We start from the raw sequence: 19,906 nt of genomic DNA, 5'->3' as shown, positions 1-19,906 counted from the left end.
ACGTTTCAACGCAATGCACGGGAGTGAACTCCTAGAGCATTTTCGGTCCTGATTGAATCAGAACCGAAGCTCTAGATTCTTGTTTTGACGCGTTTTCTTCGCGCGAACCGGTGTCCACTTCGCTCGAAAACGCTCTAGCGGCGCCGCCTCACTCCCGCTCCGAATCCTTCCGCATCAACCTTGTCGTGTAGCTGTATCGATCGGCCGGGTGAATGCTGAGCGATACTTCAGCCATCTCGTTCGAGCTGAAAAGATATTGACGCCGGATCGCAAGCGCGTGCGCGCCCGGCGTGGCCTTCAAAGGCTCTGCCATGTCATGGGACACGCCGACCGCACGGATATCCTGACGAATTTCGCTGAATCGCCGGCCGGATATCTTTTCCACCAGCGTGCCGAAGATGTCGCGATGGCCATCCATCCTCGATCGAACCTCGCGTGCAAAAGCGTCGTCGATGTAGACATCTGTCCAGCAGATCGGGGTCTTCGTTGCATCGCCGGGGATCATGCGGAGGCTCGATATGCGCAGCCAGCGACGCCCGGGCCGGCATCCGAGATCCCGTGCCAGCGCATCATCGGCGACGACTTCGGCAACCCGCTGGACGTGACGTTCGGTTTCGACGCCGAACCGCTGCACGGCCTCTATGGATTCGAGCGCCTGGGTAAATCCGCCACCGCTGCGCTGCGGCGTCAGCGCTTCGACGCGGGTGCCTGCGTTCCTCTTGCGGCTGACGAGGCCTGACGCCTGAAGTTCGCGCATCGCGGCACGCACCGTCGAGCGACTCACGGCAAACTGTTCGGCCAGTTCGAACTCGTTGGGCAGAACCGAACCTATGGGATGTCGACCGCCGGCGATTGCCTCCGTGAGCAGGCGAGCAACGTAAGCGTACCGCGTTTCCACACCTGCCTCCGTTCTATCCGGTCAATGGAAGCCCAATGGGAGTGGGATTCGTCAAGAAAGGATGTTGACTCATCCTTTATGTCCGTACATATTAATATGTACGAACATAATATAACACAATGATCCAAGGGGGTCGACGGATGGGCAGCACAGTTTTCGATTCGGCTTTGTTTCGCGACATGTTCGGGACTGCCGAAATGCGAGCGGTCTTCGCCGACGATGCGCTTATCGCGCGCTATACCGAAGCCGAAGTCGCACTTGCCCGTGCCCAAGCCCGATTGGGCGTGGTGCCTAAAGCCGCCGCCGACGCCATCGAGGCGGCTGCGCACTCCATCAAGATCGACGTCGAAAAGCTGCGCCACGAAACCGAGATCGTCGGCTACCCCATCCTTCCGCTTGTGCATCAGCTTTCGGAAGCTGCGGGTGAAGCTGGTCGTTACGTTCATTGGGGGGCGACGACCCAGGACATCATGGACACGGCCAACGTTCTGCAGATCCGGGCAGCGCTTCAAATCGTTGCGCGAGACCTGCGCGAGGTCCGTGACATCCTGGCGACGATGGCACGGAAGTATCGCGACACGCCGATGGCCGGGCGAACCCATCTCCAGCAAGCGCTTCCAGTGACGTTCGGCTACAAGGCCGCGGTTTGGCTGTCCTCCATCGACCGGCATATCGAGCGTGTCGATCAGGCGCTGCCGCGTATCCTGCTTGGCGAATTCTCCGGGGCAGCCGGCACGCTCGCCTCCGTCGGCACCGCCGGCCTCGAAATGCAGAAACTGTTCTGCGAAGAACTGGGACTGCATCAGCCGTCGATCACATGGCACGTCGCCCGGGATGGCATCGCCGAGTCGGTGACTCTGCTGGGCCTCATCACCGGCACATTGGGGAAGATCGCGACCGACGTGATGCTGATGTCGGCGTCGGAATTCGGCGAAGTCTCCGAACCATTCGTGCCTGGGCGCGGCGCCTCGTCGACGATGCCGCAGAAGCGCAATCCCATCTCCAGCGAGCTGATGCTCGCGGCGGCGAAGGCCGTGCGACAGCACGTCGCCGCGATGCTGGACGGCATGATCCACGATTTCGAGCGGGCTACCGGCCCCTGGCATCTCGAATGGGTGTCCCTGCCGGAAAGCTTCCTGCTGACGGCCTCGTCGCTGGCCAACGCCAAGTTCATGCTCGCCGGCCTCGTCGTCCATGAGCGGCGAATGCTGGACAATCTCGATCTCACCCGAGGCCTCATCGTTGCGGAGGCTGTGATGATGGCCGCCGCACCAAAGCTCGGGCGGCAAAAAGCGCACGACGTCGTCTATGACGCCTGCCGCAAGGCCATCGAGGGCGGCGGACAACTCGCCGACATTCTGGCGGACGTGCCGGAGATTGCCGAGGCCCTCGGTGGCAAGGATGCGATCCGGCGTCATTGCGATCCTGCGAACTATTTGGGCCTGTGCGGCCCGATGGTCGATCGCGTCTTGGAGATTTCGGGCGCGAACGCCGCTCGCGGCGGCTGACATCGCCCACGCGCCGCACCCGACGTCACCAATGCGCCGCAGAGCGCCGCTTCAGCCCAACAGATGACCCAGGAGGACACCATGGCCGCCATGGCGACAACGCAGCGCGACGACATCGCTCTCGGACAGACTGTCAAGCCAACGAAGAAAGCCCTGTGGAAGAACCTCGGTCTCCAGGTCGCCGTCAGCATGGTTGTCGGAATCGTCGTTGGTCTTGCGTGGCCCGAATTCGGCGCTTCCCTGAAGATCCTCGGTGATATCTTCCTGCGGCTGATCAAGACGGCGGTCGCACCGCTGGTTTTTCTCACGGTCGTGGTCGGTGTCGTCGCGGCCGGAGACATCAAACGTGTCGGCAAGGTCGGGCTGATCGCGATGATCTACTTCGAGATCGTCTCGACGATTGCGCTGGCGCTTGGCCTGCTGTTCGGAAACCTCGCCGGGGTCGGCAAGAACCTCGATCATGTCACTGCGCCGGCAACAGCAGCCAAAGGCGCCGCAGCCGCGACGAAGGCCGCGGCAACCTCGCACACGACATTCGACCAGTTCCTGCTCAACGTCTTCCCGGACAATTTCGTCGGGGCCTTCGCGCGCGGCGAGTTGCTTCAGGTTCTCGTCATCGCCTTGATCTTCGGCTTCGGGCTGATGGCGCTCTCGCCGGAGAAGCGCGCACCCATCGAGAGCGGACTGAACACGATCTCGACCGCGTTCTTCGAGTTCATCCACATCATCATGGCCCTGGCACCGATCGGAACGTTCGGCGCCGTTGCCTACGCCGTCGGCTCCAATGGAACAGCCGTCCTGATTTCGCTCGCATACTTCGTGCTGACGTTCTACGCCTTGGTCATCTTGTTCATCGTGGTGGTTCTCGGCGCAGTCTGCGCCATGTTCAGCATCAATATCTTCCGGCTGCTGCGTTATATCCGCGAGGAAATCATCATCATGCTGGGCACCGCCTCCTCGGAAAGCGTGCTGCCACGCCTGCTGGAGAAGCTGCCCGCGTATGGAGCCTCGAAGCAGACGGTCGGGCTCGTCCTGCCGACCGGATACGCCTTCAATCTCGACGGCACCTCCCTGTTCATGTCGATGGGCGTGATCTTTCTGGCCAATGCCTATGGCGTGCCGCTTAGCTGGGAGCAGGAAATCGGAATCCTCGCCATCATGCTTTTGACATCGAAGGGCGCGGCCACGGTCTCGGGTGGTTCCTTCGTCGTCTTCGCCGCGACCGTGACGGCATCCGGAATTCTGCCGGTCGACGGCCTCGCGCTGATCTTCGGCGTCTACCGCTTTCTCTCGATCGCGCTTGCAACGTGCAACGTCATCGGCAACACGGTGGCAACGGTGGTCGTCGCGAAGCTGGCCGGAGAGTTCGACGAGACCGCCTGGAAGCGCGTCGAAACTCCCTAGGGCATTTTCGGTTCTGATTGAATCAGAACCGAAACTCTAGATTCTTGTTTTGACGCGTTTTCTTCACGCGAACCGGTGTCCACTTCGCTCGAAAATGCTCCAGTTCAACTTGTTGCGGCGAAATTGATTGCCGGTTTCGATCTCCACGGGAGGACAGCCAACGTGGTCCAGTCACGCATCGAATATGACGCATTTGGCGCCATCGAAGTGCCGGCCGATCGTTACTGGGGTGCACAGACACAACGCGCGCTCCGGGTATTTGAAGTCGGCGACGAGCGTTTTCCCGCGTGTCTGTTTCGCGCTTTTGCCGTGCAGAAGATCGCGGCGGCTCGTGCCAACGTTCGACTTGGCGCGCTTGATCGGGCAATCGGCGAGCCGATCGAGGCGGCCGCCGTGCAAGTACGGGAGGGCCGCTTTGACGATCATTTTCCGTTGACGATCTGGCAGACTGGTTCTGGCACGCAGACCAACATGAACGTCAACGAGGTCATTGCCAACCGCGCCAACGAAATGCTGGGTCAGCCTCTCGGCGCGAAGGCACCGATCCATCCCAACGATCACGTCAATTGCTCGCAGTCGTCCAACGACAGCTTTCCAACCGTGATGCACATCGCCACCTCGCTGGAGATACGCGACCGCCTGCTCCCGGCTTTGAAAACGCTGCGCGACGAACTCGCAGCGAAGGCAGCATCCTTTTCGGACGTCGTGAAGATCGGACGCACGCATTTGATGGATGCGGTTCCCATGACGATGGGGCACGCTTTTCAGGCCTTCTACACGCAGATCGACAACTGCATCTCTCGGATCGAAGGGGCATTGCCTCGCCTCCATGTCGTCGTGCAGGGCGGGACCGCGGTCGGCTCCGGCCTCAACGCGGCGGCCGACTTCGATGTGACGTTCTGCGATGAACTGAGCGCTTTGAGCGGCCTGCCCTTCACATCCAACTCGAGCAAGTTTGAGGGGATGGGCGCACACGACACTCTGGTTGAAGTTTCCGGAACGCTCAACACGCTTGCTGTCTGCCTTCTCAAAGTCGCAAACGACATCCGGTTTCTGGGTTCCGGCCCGCGCTGCGGCCTGGGCGAGCTCGTCATCCCGCATGACGGGCTGACCTCGTCCATCATGCCGGGCAAGCGGAACCCGACCATCGCCGAAGTGGTGACGCAGGCCGCATTCCAGGTGATCGGCAATCACGCGACCGTCACGGCAGCGGGCGCGTCGGGCAACTTCGAGCTCAACGTCGCCAAACCCGTGCTGATCTACAACATTCTGCAGTCGATCCGGATTCTCGCGGACAGCAGCCGGACCTTTGCGGTGCGTCTCATTCATGAGCTGGACATCGACCGGCGGCAGCTTGATCGGAACGTGTCGAACGCCCTTCTGCTCGCGACCGCTCTGAATCCGATCCTCGGTTACGACAAGGTCGCGAAGATCACCGCCAAGGCGTTGAGCGAGTCCACGACACCGCGCGAATCTGCGCTGGCACTCGGTTTTGTTAGCGCCGAGGACTATGATCGTCACGTCGATCCGCATCTCATGGCAGGGATCGGAAACCGAGACCGATAGTAGCGATTCTGATTCCAATGCGAACGATGAGCGCGATTCTGTCCCGCAGGCGGGCGCATCCAGCTAACCATCGCGCCCGATTTTTTTTGTGAAGTTTGTGCTACGTCAGAATCACGACGCCGCCGGGCAGCGTCCGCACTTTCGCGCCCAGAACGCTTCGAACATAGGAAACCACCTCTTCGATACGCGCCAGTTCGATCCGAACCGTGACACGGCGGTGACCAAGATCGGTGTTCAGGAGAACGATCCTTCCGCGCCAATAGCGGTTGACCTCGTCGAGCACTTGCGCCAGCGGCTCATCGCGGAAGATCAACAATCCTCGTTTCCAGGCCGTAATCATCGCTGGATCAACGACAGCAACGGGGCTGACGAGCTGGGGGGAGTAGGCGAGTTGTTCGCCCGCTCGAAGCGTTGCGGTACGGCCACCACATTCGACCTGCACGGAGCCGCTAAGACAAGTGACATGCACTGCGCCGGCATCATTGCGCAGATTAGCTTGCGCTCTTGCCGCAAACACGCGCCCGTCGGCGGCGATTGCGGTCAGGGACTTCGATGCGTTTTGTGCAGCAGCGATCGCCGCCTCGCCCGCAAGCAGCTCGATGCGCTCCTCCCCATCATCTGAAGGACGACGAACGATGCTGGTGCGTGTGTTCATTTCGATGGAGAGACCTTCGGCCAACGCAACTGCGCGATTTTCACCCGCGCCGGTGCGATAATCGGCCATCAGATCAGGCAAAGACGGCCATAAGCCCAGCGGCGGCTGCAGAACGAACCCGGCGGCGACCGTGGCTGCTGCGGCCGCCGCGCCTCCAATCAGGAAAGCCCGACGGCCGACGGGCCTGCCCCCTGCGCGAACCTGACCAGCGATCATCACGTGATCTGCCGCGGTCTTGGCTTCCCGCGCGGCAGTTCCCAGCGACTCCCAGATTCCCAGCGCCCGACGATAGGCATCCGCATGCGCCGCGCTCCGCGTCCGCCACGCCTCCAGGTCCCGCAGATCGGCGACGGTTGCATGCCCGGAGGTCGCATGCATGAGCCGCTCCAGCGCTTCGCCTTGCAGGATTTCAGATTGCGCTCGCATCATGGCTCAAAATCATGGGTTGAATGTTCTCTTCCTCATATATCGTTTCATCTCCTTGACAGCTCACCGTCAGGGCGATTCACTTTTCCCAAGCCGTTCGACGCAATGGCTGACCGCCCGGCGTATCTCCTTCTGCACCATTGTGCTAGAGATGTTGAATCGCTCGGCGATGACTTCATGGCTCAAACCATCAACGCGGGCTGCGATCAGGATGGCACGACGGCGGGGCGGCAACTCGGCCAAAGCTCTTTTCAAGGCCTCGACCTCGGAGCGCGCTTCGAGCTCCCGCGAGAGGTCCAACGCTTCATCCTGGGGCCGGATCGACGCCAGAACTTCGGCCTGCGAGGCACGTCGCCGCTCTTCGCGTCGCTTGTCCGTCGCAACGTTCAATGCGATCCTGAAAATATAGGATTCGGGCTGCTGGATTACCCCAATCGCGTCGCTGCGATGCAGACGCAAATACGTGTCGTGCAGCGCGTCGTCGGCAAGCTCCTTCGACCCAAGAGAGCGCGCCAGCCGGATTCTGATCTCGTCATAGCGAACGAAGAACGTTCGCCGCAGTGAAGCCCAAACCGTGTCCGACATCATCGCACCCGTTCTGCGTCGACGCGGTCGGGCATACATCCGGCAAGATCTTGAGGCGGGCTCGGTTCGATCGCGAGCGTGACAGGCTGCGGGATATCCACAAGCGGCGGTTGAAAGACGACGGTGCGGATTGCCTGCGCGATCGCACCGTCACGCTGCTGGTCTCCCGACGATCGGATCACCCGGAGCTCCGTGATCCGCCCCGGGGCGTCGATCCAATACTGCATCGCCAGCCGGTAAGTGCCCGGCCTCGTCGTGGCGCTCCGGCACAGCGCGCTCATGATGCCGGCCTGCATGAAGCCATAGTAAGAGACCGCAGCGCGCTTCGCCTGATGAAGATCAGCGTCTGTTGCATTGGACGGCGCAATCGTGATCGTGTCGGCCGCAATGATGTGAGCGGTCAGGTTTGAGCCTTCCAGCAGGAGACGAAGGGCGGTTTCACGAGCAAAGACACCGTTGACCGCCTTCGATTGACGGCCAGCGGTGAGAGCGGTTTCATAGAAGATCTGAACGCCGCCGATGGCGCCGAAGGCGTCTAAAGCCTTGTCGATCGCTTGGGCAGGGATGTTGAATTCAATGCGGCGTTCTTGGGCAGCCGTCGTTTGCGCACAGAGCGAGAGGACGAACACCAGCGTCCCGCACAACAAAAAGCGCCGGGACTGCGCGGATACTGGCACAATCCCAGTCAACACGATCCCCATTCACAGAACCTTCACAGAAGATCGACATTAGGCAAGCTGTGTTACACTCAGATGTCAGGACGCCGCGGCAGACACATCGTGAACGATGAACAGCCGGTCCATGTTTGGCTCGACGCGTCAAAACGATCGATTGCATGAATACATTTCGCCACATTGCCAATATTTTCGATCCGGCGTCATCGAGAGTATCGAGGCCGTCCTTGTCGCAAATCGAATCCGGGCATATTGACGATGGAGATCGCTAGGATCAGCCGGCAGACGATATTCCCGGCCGCTCGGCGCTACGAGGGACCAGGGCATCCTTGTTCAATGACAAGTGAGTGCGCCTGCCGGGTTTCCACCGCTGGCTGCCGATTCCCGCAGGCCGCATGCTCATTGTTTTGGTGACGCAAGCAGCTCAGGTGGGAAACGCGTCAAAACAAGAATCTAGAGCTTCGGTTCTGATTCAATCAGAACCGAATATGCTCTAGACGGGTCGGTGAGCGTCGAGACGGCTATGCTACCGCCTTTCGCCACGCTACCCGAAGCTGCGATACCTTATCTCCGCGGATTTGCCGATCAACGAGCGGAGTTCCGTCTCTCCTCGTCGGTAAGGGCCTGCGCCTGTTCGGGCGTCAGAGTGCCGTTGCCGACCACTTGAAACACGCTGTTGGTGTCGTAGCTCTGCCTGTTTTTGCGGCCTGGCTGCTCTTCGTTTTCAGGACTGCCGTCGCCGCCGCCGAAGCCGAGGAATTCGACCATGATGATCGAAGGCTGCTCGCCGCCGCGCGCTGCTGCTGGCAAGGTCGCCGTTTGCGCGGCGGAGCCGGCCACGTTGGAGGCTTCGGTCAGGCCGGCGATGTTCGGCGCCTGCACGGTCGGAAGCCCCGTCGCCGCCCCGGACACACTGATGTTGGCGGCATTGACGATGCGGAGCGCAGCGATGTTGAAGTCGCCGACCACCCGAATGCCTGCGTCGCCGGCATTGATCTCGCCGCGGAAGGCCAGCAGATCCATGCGGCTCTTCTTGCGCACCGGTGTGTCCTGCTGCGGGGCGCCCGATGTGCCGGCCGGCGGATTCCACGGAGGCTGCTGCGCCACCGCATCGCCGCTACCCTGCAGCGCATCCAGCACGCCGATGCCCGCGCCGGTCGAAAGGCCGAATGCGTCGACAGAGACGTGTGCGTCGTTGTCCATCGCGAACTTCAGCGGAATGTTGAAGACCGATGTCTTGGCGCCGGCGCCCGCGCTGATATTGCCGTTCGAGGTCCACATCGTCAGATCACCGCCCTGCAACGTGAAGACGCGAGAGACGTAAAGGTCGATGCTGCCGTCAGCCATGATGCGGACGTCGCCGCCGCGCCGCGTGACCACGCCGCCCGATCCGAGATTCTTGGCGATCTCGCTGTCATAGCCCACGGCGACCTTGCCGTAGGGCGCCATGATGCTGATATCGCCGCCAGACTGGGTCTGCACCACGCCGCCACGCAGCGTTATATCACCCCCGACCCCAGCACTCATGGTGTCCGGCGATACCGGAAACAGGCGTTGGATCGCGGCATAACCGCGGGTGTACTGCTTGAAGCGAAGGCTGTCCGCGTTGTTGTAGTCGATGCCGGTCTCCTTGAGCTCGGTGAACAGCACCTTCTGCAGGAAGGCCTGCTGGGTGAGCCTGGGCAACGATGCGAACAGCACACGCTGCTCATCCGCCGGACGGTCGTCGTAACCGAGGCCCTTGAGGAACTCGGCCAGTTCCTTCTCGTAGGTCCGCACTACCTTGCCCGCATTGGTCGGATAAGACAGCGGGAACGCTGGATCGGACGCGTTGCGTGGATCGAGATAGAGATCGACGAATCCGGCATAGTCCGCGCCGCCGGCGGTGCCGGCGATGATATTGATGTTGCCGCCCTTGTCGGGAAGCGCCAGGTTCGGATTGTCGGTGCTCGCGCGGGTTTCGGTGAAGCCCGAGACCAGCACGTTGCCGGTGCTCATGATGCCGCCGCGCATTCCGATATTGTCGTGAGCGTTGAAGGTGACGTCGTGGCCGGCTTCGACCCACAACGAGCCCTGCCCGAGGAACGCGATCTGGGGACGGATGATGTCCCGCCCGGCGATCACGCTCGACACCTGTGACGGGTTGTTGTTTTGCGCGATGATCGCGCCGTAGAGAATGTCCTTGCCGGCGTAGACATCGACCGGCTTCGGCGCGGTCACGCCCCACCCCAGAATCGTGCCGATCGTGCCGTTCAGCGCATAGAGCCGGACGGGATCGGCATCGCCGGCGTGGAGAAGATCGAAGCCGCGCTCCCAATTGGTGTTGGCCCCGATCGGCTGCGCCAGCGCAGTGCCTAGGCCGAGATTCAGCCAGACATTGTTGTCGGTGCCGAACGGCGCCAGCGGACCGCGACGATAGGCAAGCCCGGTATCGTCGAGCCGGATCATCTGCCCCTGACCGAGCAGAACATCGTCATTGGCAAGAAGCTCGAGCGTTCCAGACTTCCCCGGCGCAAGCAGCATCGGCACGTAGATGCCGAACGTCCGCGCCTTGGCTGCGATCGAGACATCGGACTGCAGCGAAGCCAGCCGCAAGGTCGGCGGCAGGAGGTTCAACCGCTCCAGCAACAGCGGCCTCGGATCCGGTGTGCTGACGGTCTTCACCTGCACCTCGTAGGCGCCGCCGAGGCTGAGATCGGGAGCCCGCCATGGGTTGCCGTAGTAAACGACGTCCCCACCGACCGACACCGCATCGACGGCCGCGCGTTCGGAGAAGCTCATAAACGCGGAACCGACGTTGCCGTTGTGATTGCCGGCCACCTGTCCGATGAGCATGGGATCGTAAATCCCTTCGATGGCAACCCCGCCGACCGCGCTGAGGCTGGCGGTGGCGTCCATCAGGCCCACCAGCATGCTGACTGTGGTCGTGGTGTAGGGCGGCGATGCGGTCCAGTTGCCGGTCCGCAGCGGCGCCAGCGCGCCGCTCGCCATGATACGTCCGCCGGCGCTCAGTTCCGCATGACCACGCCCGAGCATGTACACGCCGCCGAGAAGATCGCGCCCGGTGCGGACGTCGAGATTGCCGCCGCCGCGGATGTAAAGGTCCTGCGCGGTGGCAACCGGACCGGCCTGGCCTTGCGGTGTCGTCGGCGTGGTCAGATGTCCCGTCGTCGGGATTGCGACCGAGAGGTCCCTACCGTCGCGGCCTGCACGCACGCGCACGTCACCGCCGCCGAGTGCGCCAACGCCGGATTCGAAATTGCCGAACACGATCGACCAGCTCGTCTGGTCCTTGACGGTCGATGCAGCGGGATCGCCGGTCCAGTTGGTCTCGCCGTAGTGATAGAGCCAGGCGGACGTGCTCTGCCTGACGATGGGTGCCGTGATGTCCCGTCCCGCGTTGAGGATGATGTTGCCGCCCGCGGTCGGATAGTCCCCCTGCTTGGCGCCGACGACAAACCCTGCTTTGGTCGGCGTCTTCACGCCCGCGGTATAGATCACCGAGGTGTTGCTGGTGAGGACGAGATCGCGTCCCGCATCCATCCGGATCTCGCCGGTGCCGCTGCGGATGATCTCGCCCGCGCCGACAACGATATCGCGACCGCTGTCGAAGTTGAAGTTGAACGAAGTCCCGGTCACTCCCGCATCGGGCGCGGCCGACTTGAGGGCTGCGCCCTTTGCGGCACTGTCGAAGCTGTCACTGATCGTGGCATTGACCAGGATGTCCTGTCCGGCCTCGAAGCCCATCCAGCTCGGACGGTTCAGGCTGGCCCCTCCGAGATCGATATCGGCAGCGATCGTCAGATCGCCGCTGGTGTTGCGGAACAGCGCTCCGCCCATCGAGGCGAAGCCCGTGACCGCGTTTGCCGGCATGGCTTGCAGGTCAGCCAACGCCTGCGTCACCAACGCCGCATCGACAGCAGCCACGTCATAGGTGTGGACGCCGACCAGAACCTTCTCTCGCGCGCCCACATAGGTTGAGGTGTTGCCGGCCGCGACGCGGAAGACGTTGCGCGGATCGTCTCCGGCGACCGGCACGTAGTTCGCGCGCATCAGGATGCGGCCGCCGCCCTCACGGCCACCGGACACGTCGATCACGGCGCGCGCGTCGACATCAATCCCTTTCGTGTCGGTGAGGCCGCTACGCGTTCCGGTCGAGGCCAGTTCGACATAGCCGCTGGCCGGCGCATAGCCGTCCGCCGCCGTCGGCCCGGCCTGGGCCTCGATGCGGGCGCCGGCATGGAGCCGAACGCCCTTTTCGCCGATCAGACGCACGTCGCCGCCGTCGGCGATCACCTCGTCGCCTGCCGCGGCGATCGTGCCCTGGATGTCGATCCAGCCGCTATCGGAGCGCAGCATCACGCGATGCGCCGAAAGACGCTCGCCGGCCAGAAGCGCAATATCCTGCGCGCGCAAACGCACGGTGATGTCGCGATCGAAGTTGCCGGCGTTGAGCCTGCCGTTCAGGTCAGAGAAAGTGCTGCCAAGTTGATCAGCATCGAGCGTGAAGGAGCCGCCGGCGTAGCCACTTGCCACGTTGCTGCGGAGAACGGCGTCAATCTGCGCGCGCGCAGCGGTCAGATCGATCCAGCCCGCATCGCCGCCGCGCGCTGATCCCGACACGTCGATGACCGAGCCGGGCGCGAGCAAGAGATCGCCAGCCGCCACAAGCGTCACGCCGCCGCCTGGGGCGAAGCGCACGACGTCGCGGAAATCCACGGCGCGGCCGGAGACGTCGAGCATCGCCGAGGACCCAACAACCAATCCTCCGCTGGTCGCGCGGATGTCGATCACGCCGGCCGGCAGGATCGCCTGGGTGTCGAACACGACGCTCGTGCCCTGCAGCATCAGGCGGCCGCCAATCGGGAGATCAGCAGCGGCGCCGGCAAACGCGCCCTTGTTCAGTTGCAGGCTGCCCGTGGTCACGAGCGCATAGTCGGATTGAGCCTCCGCCGTGACCCGCCCAACCGCAAGCGACACGCCACCCGTGCCCGCGGCACCGGCGGTAATCACGTTGAACGTGCCGCTTCCAGACGCACGGATCTCGCCGGCTCTGCCCTGCAGTGCCTGGAAGCCGCCGAGTACGACATTACCAGGTCCAAGCAGCAGGCGATCAACGTCGAGGTTCAGCGCGGCCGCCGTATCCGGCCCGGCATAGGTCCCCGAAGCGCCGCTGTTGCGCAGCGCCAGCGTCTGCGCGGTGATGCTGGGCCGACGCGCCGGCGCGCCGACGCCCTGCAGCAATGCGGTATCCAGCGTCAGCGCCTTGAGCGCTGCGGTCCCGGCTGCGCCGTGTTGCCCGAGCTGGAAGTCGCCGTAGAGATTGATCGAATGGTGTCCGCGGATCAGCAGGTCGGAAGCCGCAGCAAAACGCTCCAGCATGCCTTCGGTGAAGGTTGTCCCCGCGGTGCCGGCCGGCACGTCGCCCAGATTGACGATGTCCGAGGCGAGATCGAGCTGCGCGGCCTGAAAGACCGCACGAGGGGACAGGTTGATGGCGTTGCCACCGTCGAATGAGATCGAGCCCGCAGCCCGCAGCACCGCGTCGTCGCCAACGGTGAGCACGCCTGCGGTGCCGTTGCTTCCCGTGCGCACGAGGCCGACGCGCTCTCCTGTGGACAGCCGCAGCAAGGCGCCGTTGCCGCTCAATAGCAGCGGATTGCTGTCCACGGACGCCACCCCCTGTGCCGTGAGCGACGCGCCGTTACGGACCTCGACTGTTCCCGACGCCGCGAGGATGAGCTCAGGCGCGGAGAACTCGGAGTTCTTGTAGACGGTGACCTCGCTCGCGCCGACGGTAACGGTGGTTCCGGTTGCACCATAGGCGCGCGTCCCGCCGATCAGCACGCTGCCGGCGCCGAAGCTTTCCAATTGATGCGCGTCGAGGCGCAGCACGCCCGTCGGCGTCGCGGTTGCCCCGCTGACAAGCGCGATCTTCGCCGCCGAGACGTCGAGATTGCCAAGCAGCCCGCCGGCGCTGGCGCCCAACCGCCCCGTGCCTGCGAGGTTCAGGCTGTTGCCGGCGGCGAGCATGATCACGCCTGCGTCCTGCGGCGTTCGCACCGTCGGGAGCTCGGCCGCCTGTGCGAGTTCATGGGCGGAGGTATTGAACGACAGGGTGTTGAACTGGCTGTACTGCGTCCACGTTGCCGCATCCATCACCTTGAAGCGGGAAAAGCCGGCGTCGCGGATGCTGCTGCCGGCGACCGCACGATAGCCGCTCGCCAGCACCGAGCCGTCGGCCAACTTCACGGTAGGATACGCTGCGGCGGAGCTGCTGCCGAACGGCTCGACCAGCATGCCGTCGGCAAGCAGCGCGTAGTGTGCGGGAAGCAGCGTATAGTAACCCGCCGCGAGGCCCGGGACGCCCTGAAGATAGACGGTGTCGCCCACCTTCAGCCGGCTGTCCTGCAGCGGCGCCGTGCCGCCGACGGCTGCGGGCGCATTGTCACTCGTGGGCGCAGGCGCAGCGCCAAGGCTCGGGAGGATCGCGTAGCGCTCGACGGAGGTGTCGGCGAGGACGTTCACCGATCCACCGTTGCCGCCGACAAACGACCAGCCGAGGAGATCGCCGCCGCCGCTGACGTCGACCACCGCGCCCTGCTGGACGTCGACATCGGCGCCGGCGAGTTTCACCGACTTGGTCGGCACATAGCCCGCTTTGTGGTACCCGCCGAACAGACCATCGGAAGTCAGATAGCCGAAGGGAACAACGAGCCCTTCGAGCGACGCGGAGGTCAGGCTGCCCGGCCGCAATGTCAACGTCTGGCCGGCTTCGAGCCGAATCTGTCCCTGCGGCGCGCGGATCACGCCGCCCTGGTCGATGATCGGCGCGCGCAAGGTCAGTCGCTGGCCATAGGAGAATGGCACCGGCGCCGCGCGGCCGTTCGAGCGCACCGTGATCGAACGGCCTGCATCGACGAGGAAGCCCGGATTGGTATCCGCGAGCTCGCGCGGATCGTCCGCCAGATACGGCCCGGCCCGACCGAGCGCGGCGTAGACCTGGGCCGCATCGAACAGGAGCGAGCCCGCGGTCGTCAGCGTGCCGGCCACGCCGGAATTGCCGGCAAGCCTGACATCGCCCGTTGCAACGAAGGATGTTTGGCCGAAGCCGCCGAGCTTGGTGCCGCCGCTGATATCGATCAGATCGGCATGGATCGTCAGCCGCCCGTCCGTGCCGGACGGAGCGGACATGCCACCCTGGTAATCCGAGCTGTAGCCCTGCAGACGCACGTAGGACGATGTCAGGTTCACCGAACCGGCAACGGCCGAAACGCCAGCGCCGGTGCTGAGATTATAGCTGGCAAGCGTGATCGAACGGCGCGTCGCGAGTGTGACGTCGCCATCGAAGATGATGCCGCGGTTGTTGGTGAACTCGGCCGGCAGTAGGGAAAGATCATCCGCGCCGGAACGGTTGACCGCGTTCGCGGCCACGAGCAGCGACGAATAGCCGGAAGCCAGCGAGTTCTGCGTGACCGCAAATCCAGCCGGCGCAGACTGCGCAACGACAATGGCGAAGAGCTGAGGATAGGTGAATCCGGTGGCGACTGTCAGCGTGCCGCCATATCCGCTGGCGCCGCCGGGCGACAGCCGGAGATCACCAGCGATCACGCCGCTATTGGCATAGATGGTGATCGCCCCCGCCGCGCCATCGACTTCGACCGGAGTGTACGGGCTGCCGGACTTCGAGAGCGTCGATGCGCCGCCACGGTCCAGATCCGCAACGCCATGAACGCCGGATACGTCGATCACCGCATGCGGATCGATCAGCACCGCGCCCTGGGTCGCACGATTGTCGCCGTTCACCGGCAGGACGCCGATCTGAACCAGGCCGCCCGCCTCGACCGAACGGCGTTCGCCATAGGTTGTCGGGACGGATTCCTGGTAGCCGCCTGCGAGCAAGCGGGCATTCGCGCCCAGGCGCACATTCGCATTCAAATAGGTTGATTGCGTGCCATTGGGGACAAGATGAATTGTTCCTCCGGGTGTCGAGATCGTACCATCGACAAACACATCGACGAGCGAGTCGAGCCGGACTGTGGATTTGGCATCCATCAGGATCTCGGCGCCGGTCTCCAGCACCAGCCGGCCCGGATGCCGGGCCACCGTGACGAACTCGGAGGTCTGATATGCCCCGGTGACGCGCACGGGCCGTGCTGTTCCGTCCGGCGAGAACGGCGCGGTGCCGAGCGTGAGCTCCATTTGGTCGCGCAGACCAGCAGGACGTTCGGACGAGTTGAGCAGCGCGACGCCGTTCTGCTGGTTGAGCAGGTCGTAGAGCCTGGCGCCGTTCGGCGCCTGGATTGCAGCGGCGTTCAGCATCAGCATATCGACTGTCGGCGCAATGACGGTACCGCTCGTCACCGTCATGCCCCGCGCGCCGCTCAGCGTATAGCTTGCAAAGCCCCCCTTGGTGAAGAAATCGGCGGCAAGGACCCTTGGTGCAACGACCTGGCTCGCGGAGGAGAGAACGGAGCCAGTGGGAATGATCGTCCCTGCTTTCAGGGTGAGCGGTGCGTCGGCCACGGAGCCAGCCGGCTTGGTCAAGGTCACGGCGGTGATCGCACTGCCGTTCGGGAATAGATTGATCGGAAGCGCGAAGCCTTTCGCCAGTGTGGGCGTGCCGTAGACCCTCGTCCCGGCTGGAATGGTTTCTCCTGCGCCGTAATAGGTGGAGAGCGGAAACTTGCGGTATCTCATCCCCGGAGGAACGACGAAGCCGCCAGATCCGATGGTGGTGGTGGGACCTGACAGGGTTACGTCGACAGGCGCCTTTTCGCCTGCAGCCAGCCTGTTCAACACGTACTGGAAATCGACCGGCAGCACATCACCCGTCTTCAGGGTGAAGTCCGCCGCCAGCATCATGTTCCGCGGCGCGGCCGTTCCGGCAGGCAGGACCCCATCCGCGAACAACACCGTGTGATCACTGATGACCACGTCGTCAGGCGTATCGATGGTGAGCGAGCCACCTCTGCCTGGCGCATAGGCAACAATATCGCCGTTCATCTCGAGCCGCCCGTTCGCGAGGCCTGCGGCGCTGCTCGTGCTGATGTATGGGGTGACCGTATCGATCAGGATCGACCCGCCATTGCCCGCCTCGACCTTCCCGTTGCTCGACAAGTGCGCGCCGCCACTTGCGTCGATGAGCGAACCCTTGTCCAGTATGATGCTGCGACTGATCAATTCGACCTTGCCGCCATTGACGACTGGCGACACGTTGCTCGCACCCGAACGATCGCTGGTCCAGCGCCCGGCAACGTCGATGACGCCGGATTCGCCCAGATGAATGATCGGACGTTCGATTTCCGGAATCTGATCCCAGGCGATCGACGTCGATCCTGCCGGCGACGTCGAACGCAGAGCTTCGACGTGCACCTTTCCGCCCGGCGCCCTGATCGCGCCGTCGATCTCGGCCTGCCGGCCGACGAACGTGAAGGAGCCGAAAGCGCCGACGTCAACGGTCTTGCCTTCGCCGACCGTCAGAACGCCGTTCTTGCCGCCGCCGGATATCAGCGTGACGTTGCCGAAAGTCGAGCCGTCGAACCATGCTTCTGGCAGCACATGCTGATAGGCCTGTACGGAGCCGTACAGCGATGCGAGATCGTGCGTGTAGTCCAGAAGAGCGGTGTCGGCACCAAAGTCCTTGCCGAGCCGCGGGCCATCGCTGCCGATGATGATGCTGCCGCCGATCGGATTGGCGTCGAACTGAGAGGTGATGATCCTGTAGTTCGAGCCCATATTCAGCGTCCCGAGGCTCGGCCGTTCGTGCCAGATGCGCGTCACATCGGTGACGCCGGCTCCGGTCGAGGCATCGCGCTGGCGCTCGCCGACGACGACATCGGCGCGGACCTCGCCATCGAAGATACGAATGGCATCGGTGGAAACGTTGTCGCCTCCGCCCAAGCTGGCCGTGACGACGTTGTTCAGCAACAGAGATCCTGCCGAGCGGCCTTCGGTGTATCCTTTTTCGAATCTGGCCCCGGTCCTGCCGAAAGGCGACACGTATCGCTCGACGATGCCCCAGCGTTCATGGTTGCGAATGAAATCGCCCTCCACGCCGAGGTACACCACGCCGGCTTGCGCCTGCTCGATCGGCACCAACTGGCCGCCTGCCGTCATCAGGCGCGTGCTGCGCACGTAGCCATCGAGGTAGCGGACGCTGCCGCCCGACAGGTCGATAACGGATCCTTCGCGGGCAATTACCTCCATGCCGGCCATCGAGATCTTGCCGCCGACCGTCATGAACTGGGCGACATCGCGCGGGATCAGATCGTAGTAGCCGGACAGATCGGCAACGCCCGTTCCGTCCGTCAGCTTGGCACCGTAGCGGGCGTCGAAATAGACGGTCGTGCCGCGCAGGCTGCCATCACGCAGCACCGGGTTGTCGCGCAGTTCGTTGGCGCGCAGCTCGGCGCGAATGGTGTTCTGCTCCATTGCGATCTCGACGTCGCGCAATCCTGAGACATCGAGGATTGCGTCAGAGTCGATGTAGATCCGGCTGTCGTTGAGCGTTGATGAATTTCGCCCGTCTTTCTTCACGCCAACAAGACGCATGTCGCCGGCGGGAACAAACAACACCGCGTCTTTCCGGAACACAATGCTGTTGCCGTAGACGTCGACCGTCGACGGCTTGTAGGGATTGCCGACCACCTTCTCGCCGCTGAAATCCGGGAGAATGGCCGCGTAGCTGCCCTCGCCAAATTCCGCGGCACCTCCCTCACCGGTTATGTTCGGGAACATACCCTCAGTCAGGCTGGCGGGATTGTTCGGATTTCCCGTCAGATCCCGGGTATGGTTCGTGCCCCTGACCATGCCTGACTGGGCCTGGATCAGGATCGATCCCGCGGCTTCCGCTGCCGTCGTCGAGATCAGCGCGCCGTCCTGGCTGACGTTCTTGCCGGTGAGCGTGATGTTGCCGCGCTCGGTGATGATCAGGCCCGAGTTTTCGGTGAAGCCGCCACGATCCACTCCCGCAAGGAAGCCGCGGATCGGCGGACCACCGATATCTGCGCCCCACCCGTCCTTGAGCGCATCCCGCTTGGTGCCGTCGAGCAGCAATACGCCGCGCCCGGCCGCCATCAGCACCTGACCGTCGGGCGCATCGATCCGACCGCGATTGACCACGTTGTGGCCCATCAGCACCGCCTGACCGAAACTGCCGACGGCGATCTGCGCGCCCGCGTCCACCGTCACGCCATCATATGCCGCGAAGGTCTCACCAGGCTTCGTGCGGTCGGCAACCGCGTTCATGTTCGTGCCGTCGAAGAAGGTCAGCGGCACGCTTGCGTTGGACGGCGGATTAGCGGCCAAGATACCGTCCATGAAGCGCTGATTGCGTGCCGCAAGCTTCTGCTGCTCGGTCGCGCCCGCCTGATATTCGATCGCGCCACCATGAATATCGAGCGACGACGCGATCAGGCTGCCGACATTCACCTGACTCCTGCCGTCGAAGATGATGCCGTTGCGGTTGATCACGTAGACGGCGCCGTCGGCCTTGATGGTGCCGAGAATGCGGCTCGGCGCCGCTGACGGATCGAGCACCCGGTTCAGGACCGACCAGTCGGCGCGACCCTGCTGATTGAACCGCAGATCCGTGCGCTCGCTGACGTTGAAGCTGTCCCAGGTCAGGATCGCTTTCTGCTGGGTCTGATCGACCCTCACTTGGGTGCGATCCCCGCTCACGGTCTCGGTCGGCAGGTCCGCTCCGCGCCAGAGATCTGGATTGATGCCGCCGCCGGGCATCCGCACCCCCGCCCCGATCTGCAGGCCACCCGGCTGCAGGCCGTCCGGGATACCACTTGGCCTTGCTGCGAGCGCCGCCGCCCTCGCCGCGTTCTGCGCCGCTTGCCTTGCCTGAATCGCGAGCGTCGCGCGGTTGATCGACTCCTGCGCTTGCCGTGCGGCCTGTATCACGCCTTGCGCCGCCGCTGCGGCAGCGCCGGACGAGCCTTGTGCATAGCTCCCCAGGGGACGCGCCAGAGATTCCGACCCTGCTGCGGACAACGCCGCCATGCTGACCGTCGCGAGAAGCAGCCCCCGCCGCAACGCGCGCCCGGACGACATATGGATGGAGCGGACGGACGACGGGCGAATGGACATGCGGGCACCTCTGACAACAGCAGCCCGCAGCGGCAGGAGCGCAGCCACGGGCCTCGGTGCTGAGACGTTTCCCGAGGCGCGACCCCACAGA

8 protein-coding genes and 1 pseudogene are annotated in these 19,906 nt (G+C 63.6%); 3 read left to right on the top strand and 6 right to left on the bottom strand.

Annotated features, from left to right (window positions below):
* Positions 1-148: 148 nt before the first annotated feature.
* Positions 149-898, bottom strand: coding sequence for a GntR family transcriptional regulator (locus tag ACZYOF_RS14970; protein WP_130579777.1), 750 nt, complete (start codon positions 896-898; stop codon positions 149-151).
* 140 nt (positions 899-1,038) lie between these two features.
* Between ACZYOF_RS14970 and ACZYOF_RS14965 the strand changes: the two genes are divergently transcribed.
* From ACZYOF_RS14965 to ACZYOF_RS14955, 3 genes are all read left to right on the top strand, one after another.
* Complete coding sequence (locus tag ACZYOF_RS14965) at positions 1,039-2,406, top strand: class-II fumarase/aspartase family protein (protein WP_463716231.1); 1,368 nt, start codon at positions 1,039-1,041, stop codon at positions 2,404-2,406.
* Positions 2,407-2,487: 81 nt separating this feature from the next.
* Entirely contained in the window at positions 2,488-3,810 is a 1,323-nt protein-coding gene (locus tag ACZYOF_RS14960) for a cation:dicarboxylate symporter family transporter (RefSeq protein WP_463716230.1), read from the top strand.
* 162 nt (positions 3,811-3,972) lie between these two features.
* Positions 3,973-5,376: a class II fumarate hydratase gene (locus tag ACZYOF_RS14955; RefSeq protein WP_463716229.1), complete on the top strand. Its 1,404-nt coding sequence runs from the start codon at positions 3,973-3,975 to the stop codon at positions 5,374-5,376.
* A 100-nt stretch (positions 5,377-5,476) separates the two neighbouring features.
* Here ACZYOF_RS14955 and ACZYOF_RS14950 read toward each other — a convergent pair whose 3' ends face one another.
* The 5 genes and pseudogenes from ACZYOF_RS14950 to ACZYOF_RS14930 all read right to left on the bottom strand — a co-directional run bounded on the left by ACZYOF_RS14950 (position 5,477) and on the right by ACZYOF_RS14930 (position 19,815).
* Complete coding sequence (locus ACZYOF_RS14950; protein WP_165421180.1) at positions 5,477-6,247, bottom strand: FecR family protein; 771 nt, start codon at positions 6,245-6,247, stop codon at positions 5,477-5,479.
* A gap of 75 nt (positions 6,248-6,322) precedes the next feature.
* Positions 6,323-6,457: pseudogene (locus tag ACZYOF_RS14945) on the bottom strand (DUF4880 domain-containing protein); the annotation flags it as partial.
* A gap of 69 nt (positions 6,458-6,526) precedes the next feature.
* Positions 6,527-7,042, bottom strand: coding sequence for an RNA polymerase sigma factor (locus tag ACZYOF_RS14940; RefSeq protein ID WP_463716228.1), 516 nt, complete (start codon positions 7,040-7,042; stop codon positions 6,527-6,529).
* Complete coding sequence (locus ACZYOF_RS14935; protein ID WP_463716227.1) at positions 7,042-7,743, bottom strand: TonB family protein; 702 nt, start codon at positions 7,741-7,743, stop codon at positions 7,042-7,044. The genes ACZYOF_RS14940 and ACZYOF_RS14935 overlap by 1 nt, the downstream gene beginning before the upstream one ends.
* Before the next feature lie 558 nt (positions 7,744-8,301).
* On the bottom strand, positions 8,302-19,815 hold the full coding sequence (locus ACZYOF_RS14930) for a filamentous haemagglutinin family protein (RefSeq protein WP_463716226.1): 11,514 nt from the start codon (positions 19,813-19,815) through the stop codon (positions 8,302-8,304).
* Positions 19,816-19,906: the final 91 nt, after the last annotated feature.

This window comes from Bradyrhizobium sp. LeoA1Lang, from assembly GCF_055413685.1.
This window is presented reverse-complemented; position numbering and strand designations above follow the sequence as displayed.

What these genes read in the sequence shown, in the direction of transcription:
- ACZYOF_RS14965 (WP_463716231.1), top strand. Translation starts at nt 1,039, where the DNA reads ATGGGCAGCACAGTTTTCGATTCGGCTTTGTTTCGCGACATGTTCGGG.
- ACZYOF_RS14960 (WP_463716230.1), top strand. Translation starts at nt 2,488, where the DNA reads ATGGCCGCCATGGCGACAACGCAGCGCGACGACATCGCTCTCGGACAG.
- ACZYOF_RS14950 (WP_165421180.1), bottom strand. Translation starts at nt 6,247, where the DNA reads ATGATCGCTGGTCAGGTTCGCGCAGGGGGCAGGCCCGTCGGCCGTCGG.
- ACZYOF_RS14940 (WP_463716228.1), bottom strand. Translation starts at nt 7,042, where the DNA reads ATGTCGGACACGGTTTGGGCTTCACTGCGGCGAACGTTCTTCGTTCGC.
- ACZYOF_RS14935 (WP_463716227.1), bottom strand. Translation starts at nt 7,743, where the DNA reads ATGGGGATCGTGTTGACTGGGATTGTGCCAGTATCCGCGCAGTCCCGG.
- ACZYOF_RS14930 (WP_463716226.1), bottom strand. Translation starts at nt 19,815, where the DNA reads ATGTCCATTCGCCCGTCGTCCGTCCGCTCCATCCATATGTCGTCCGGG.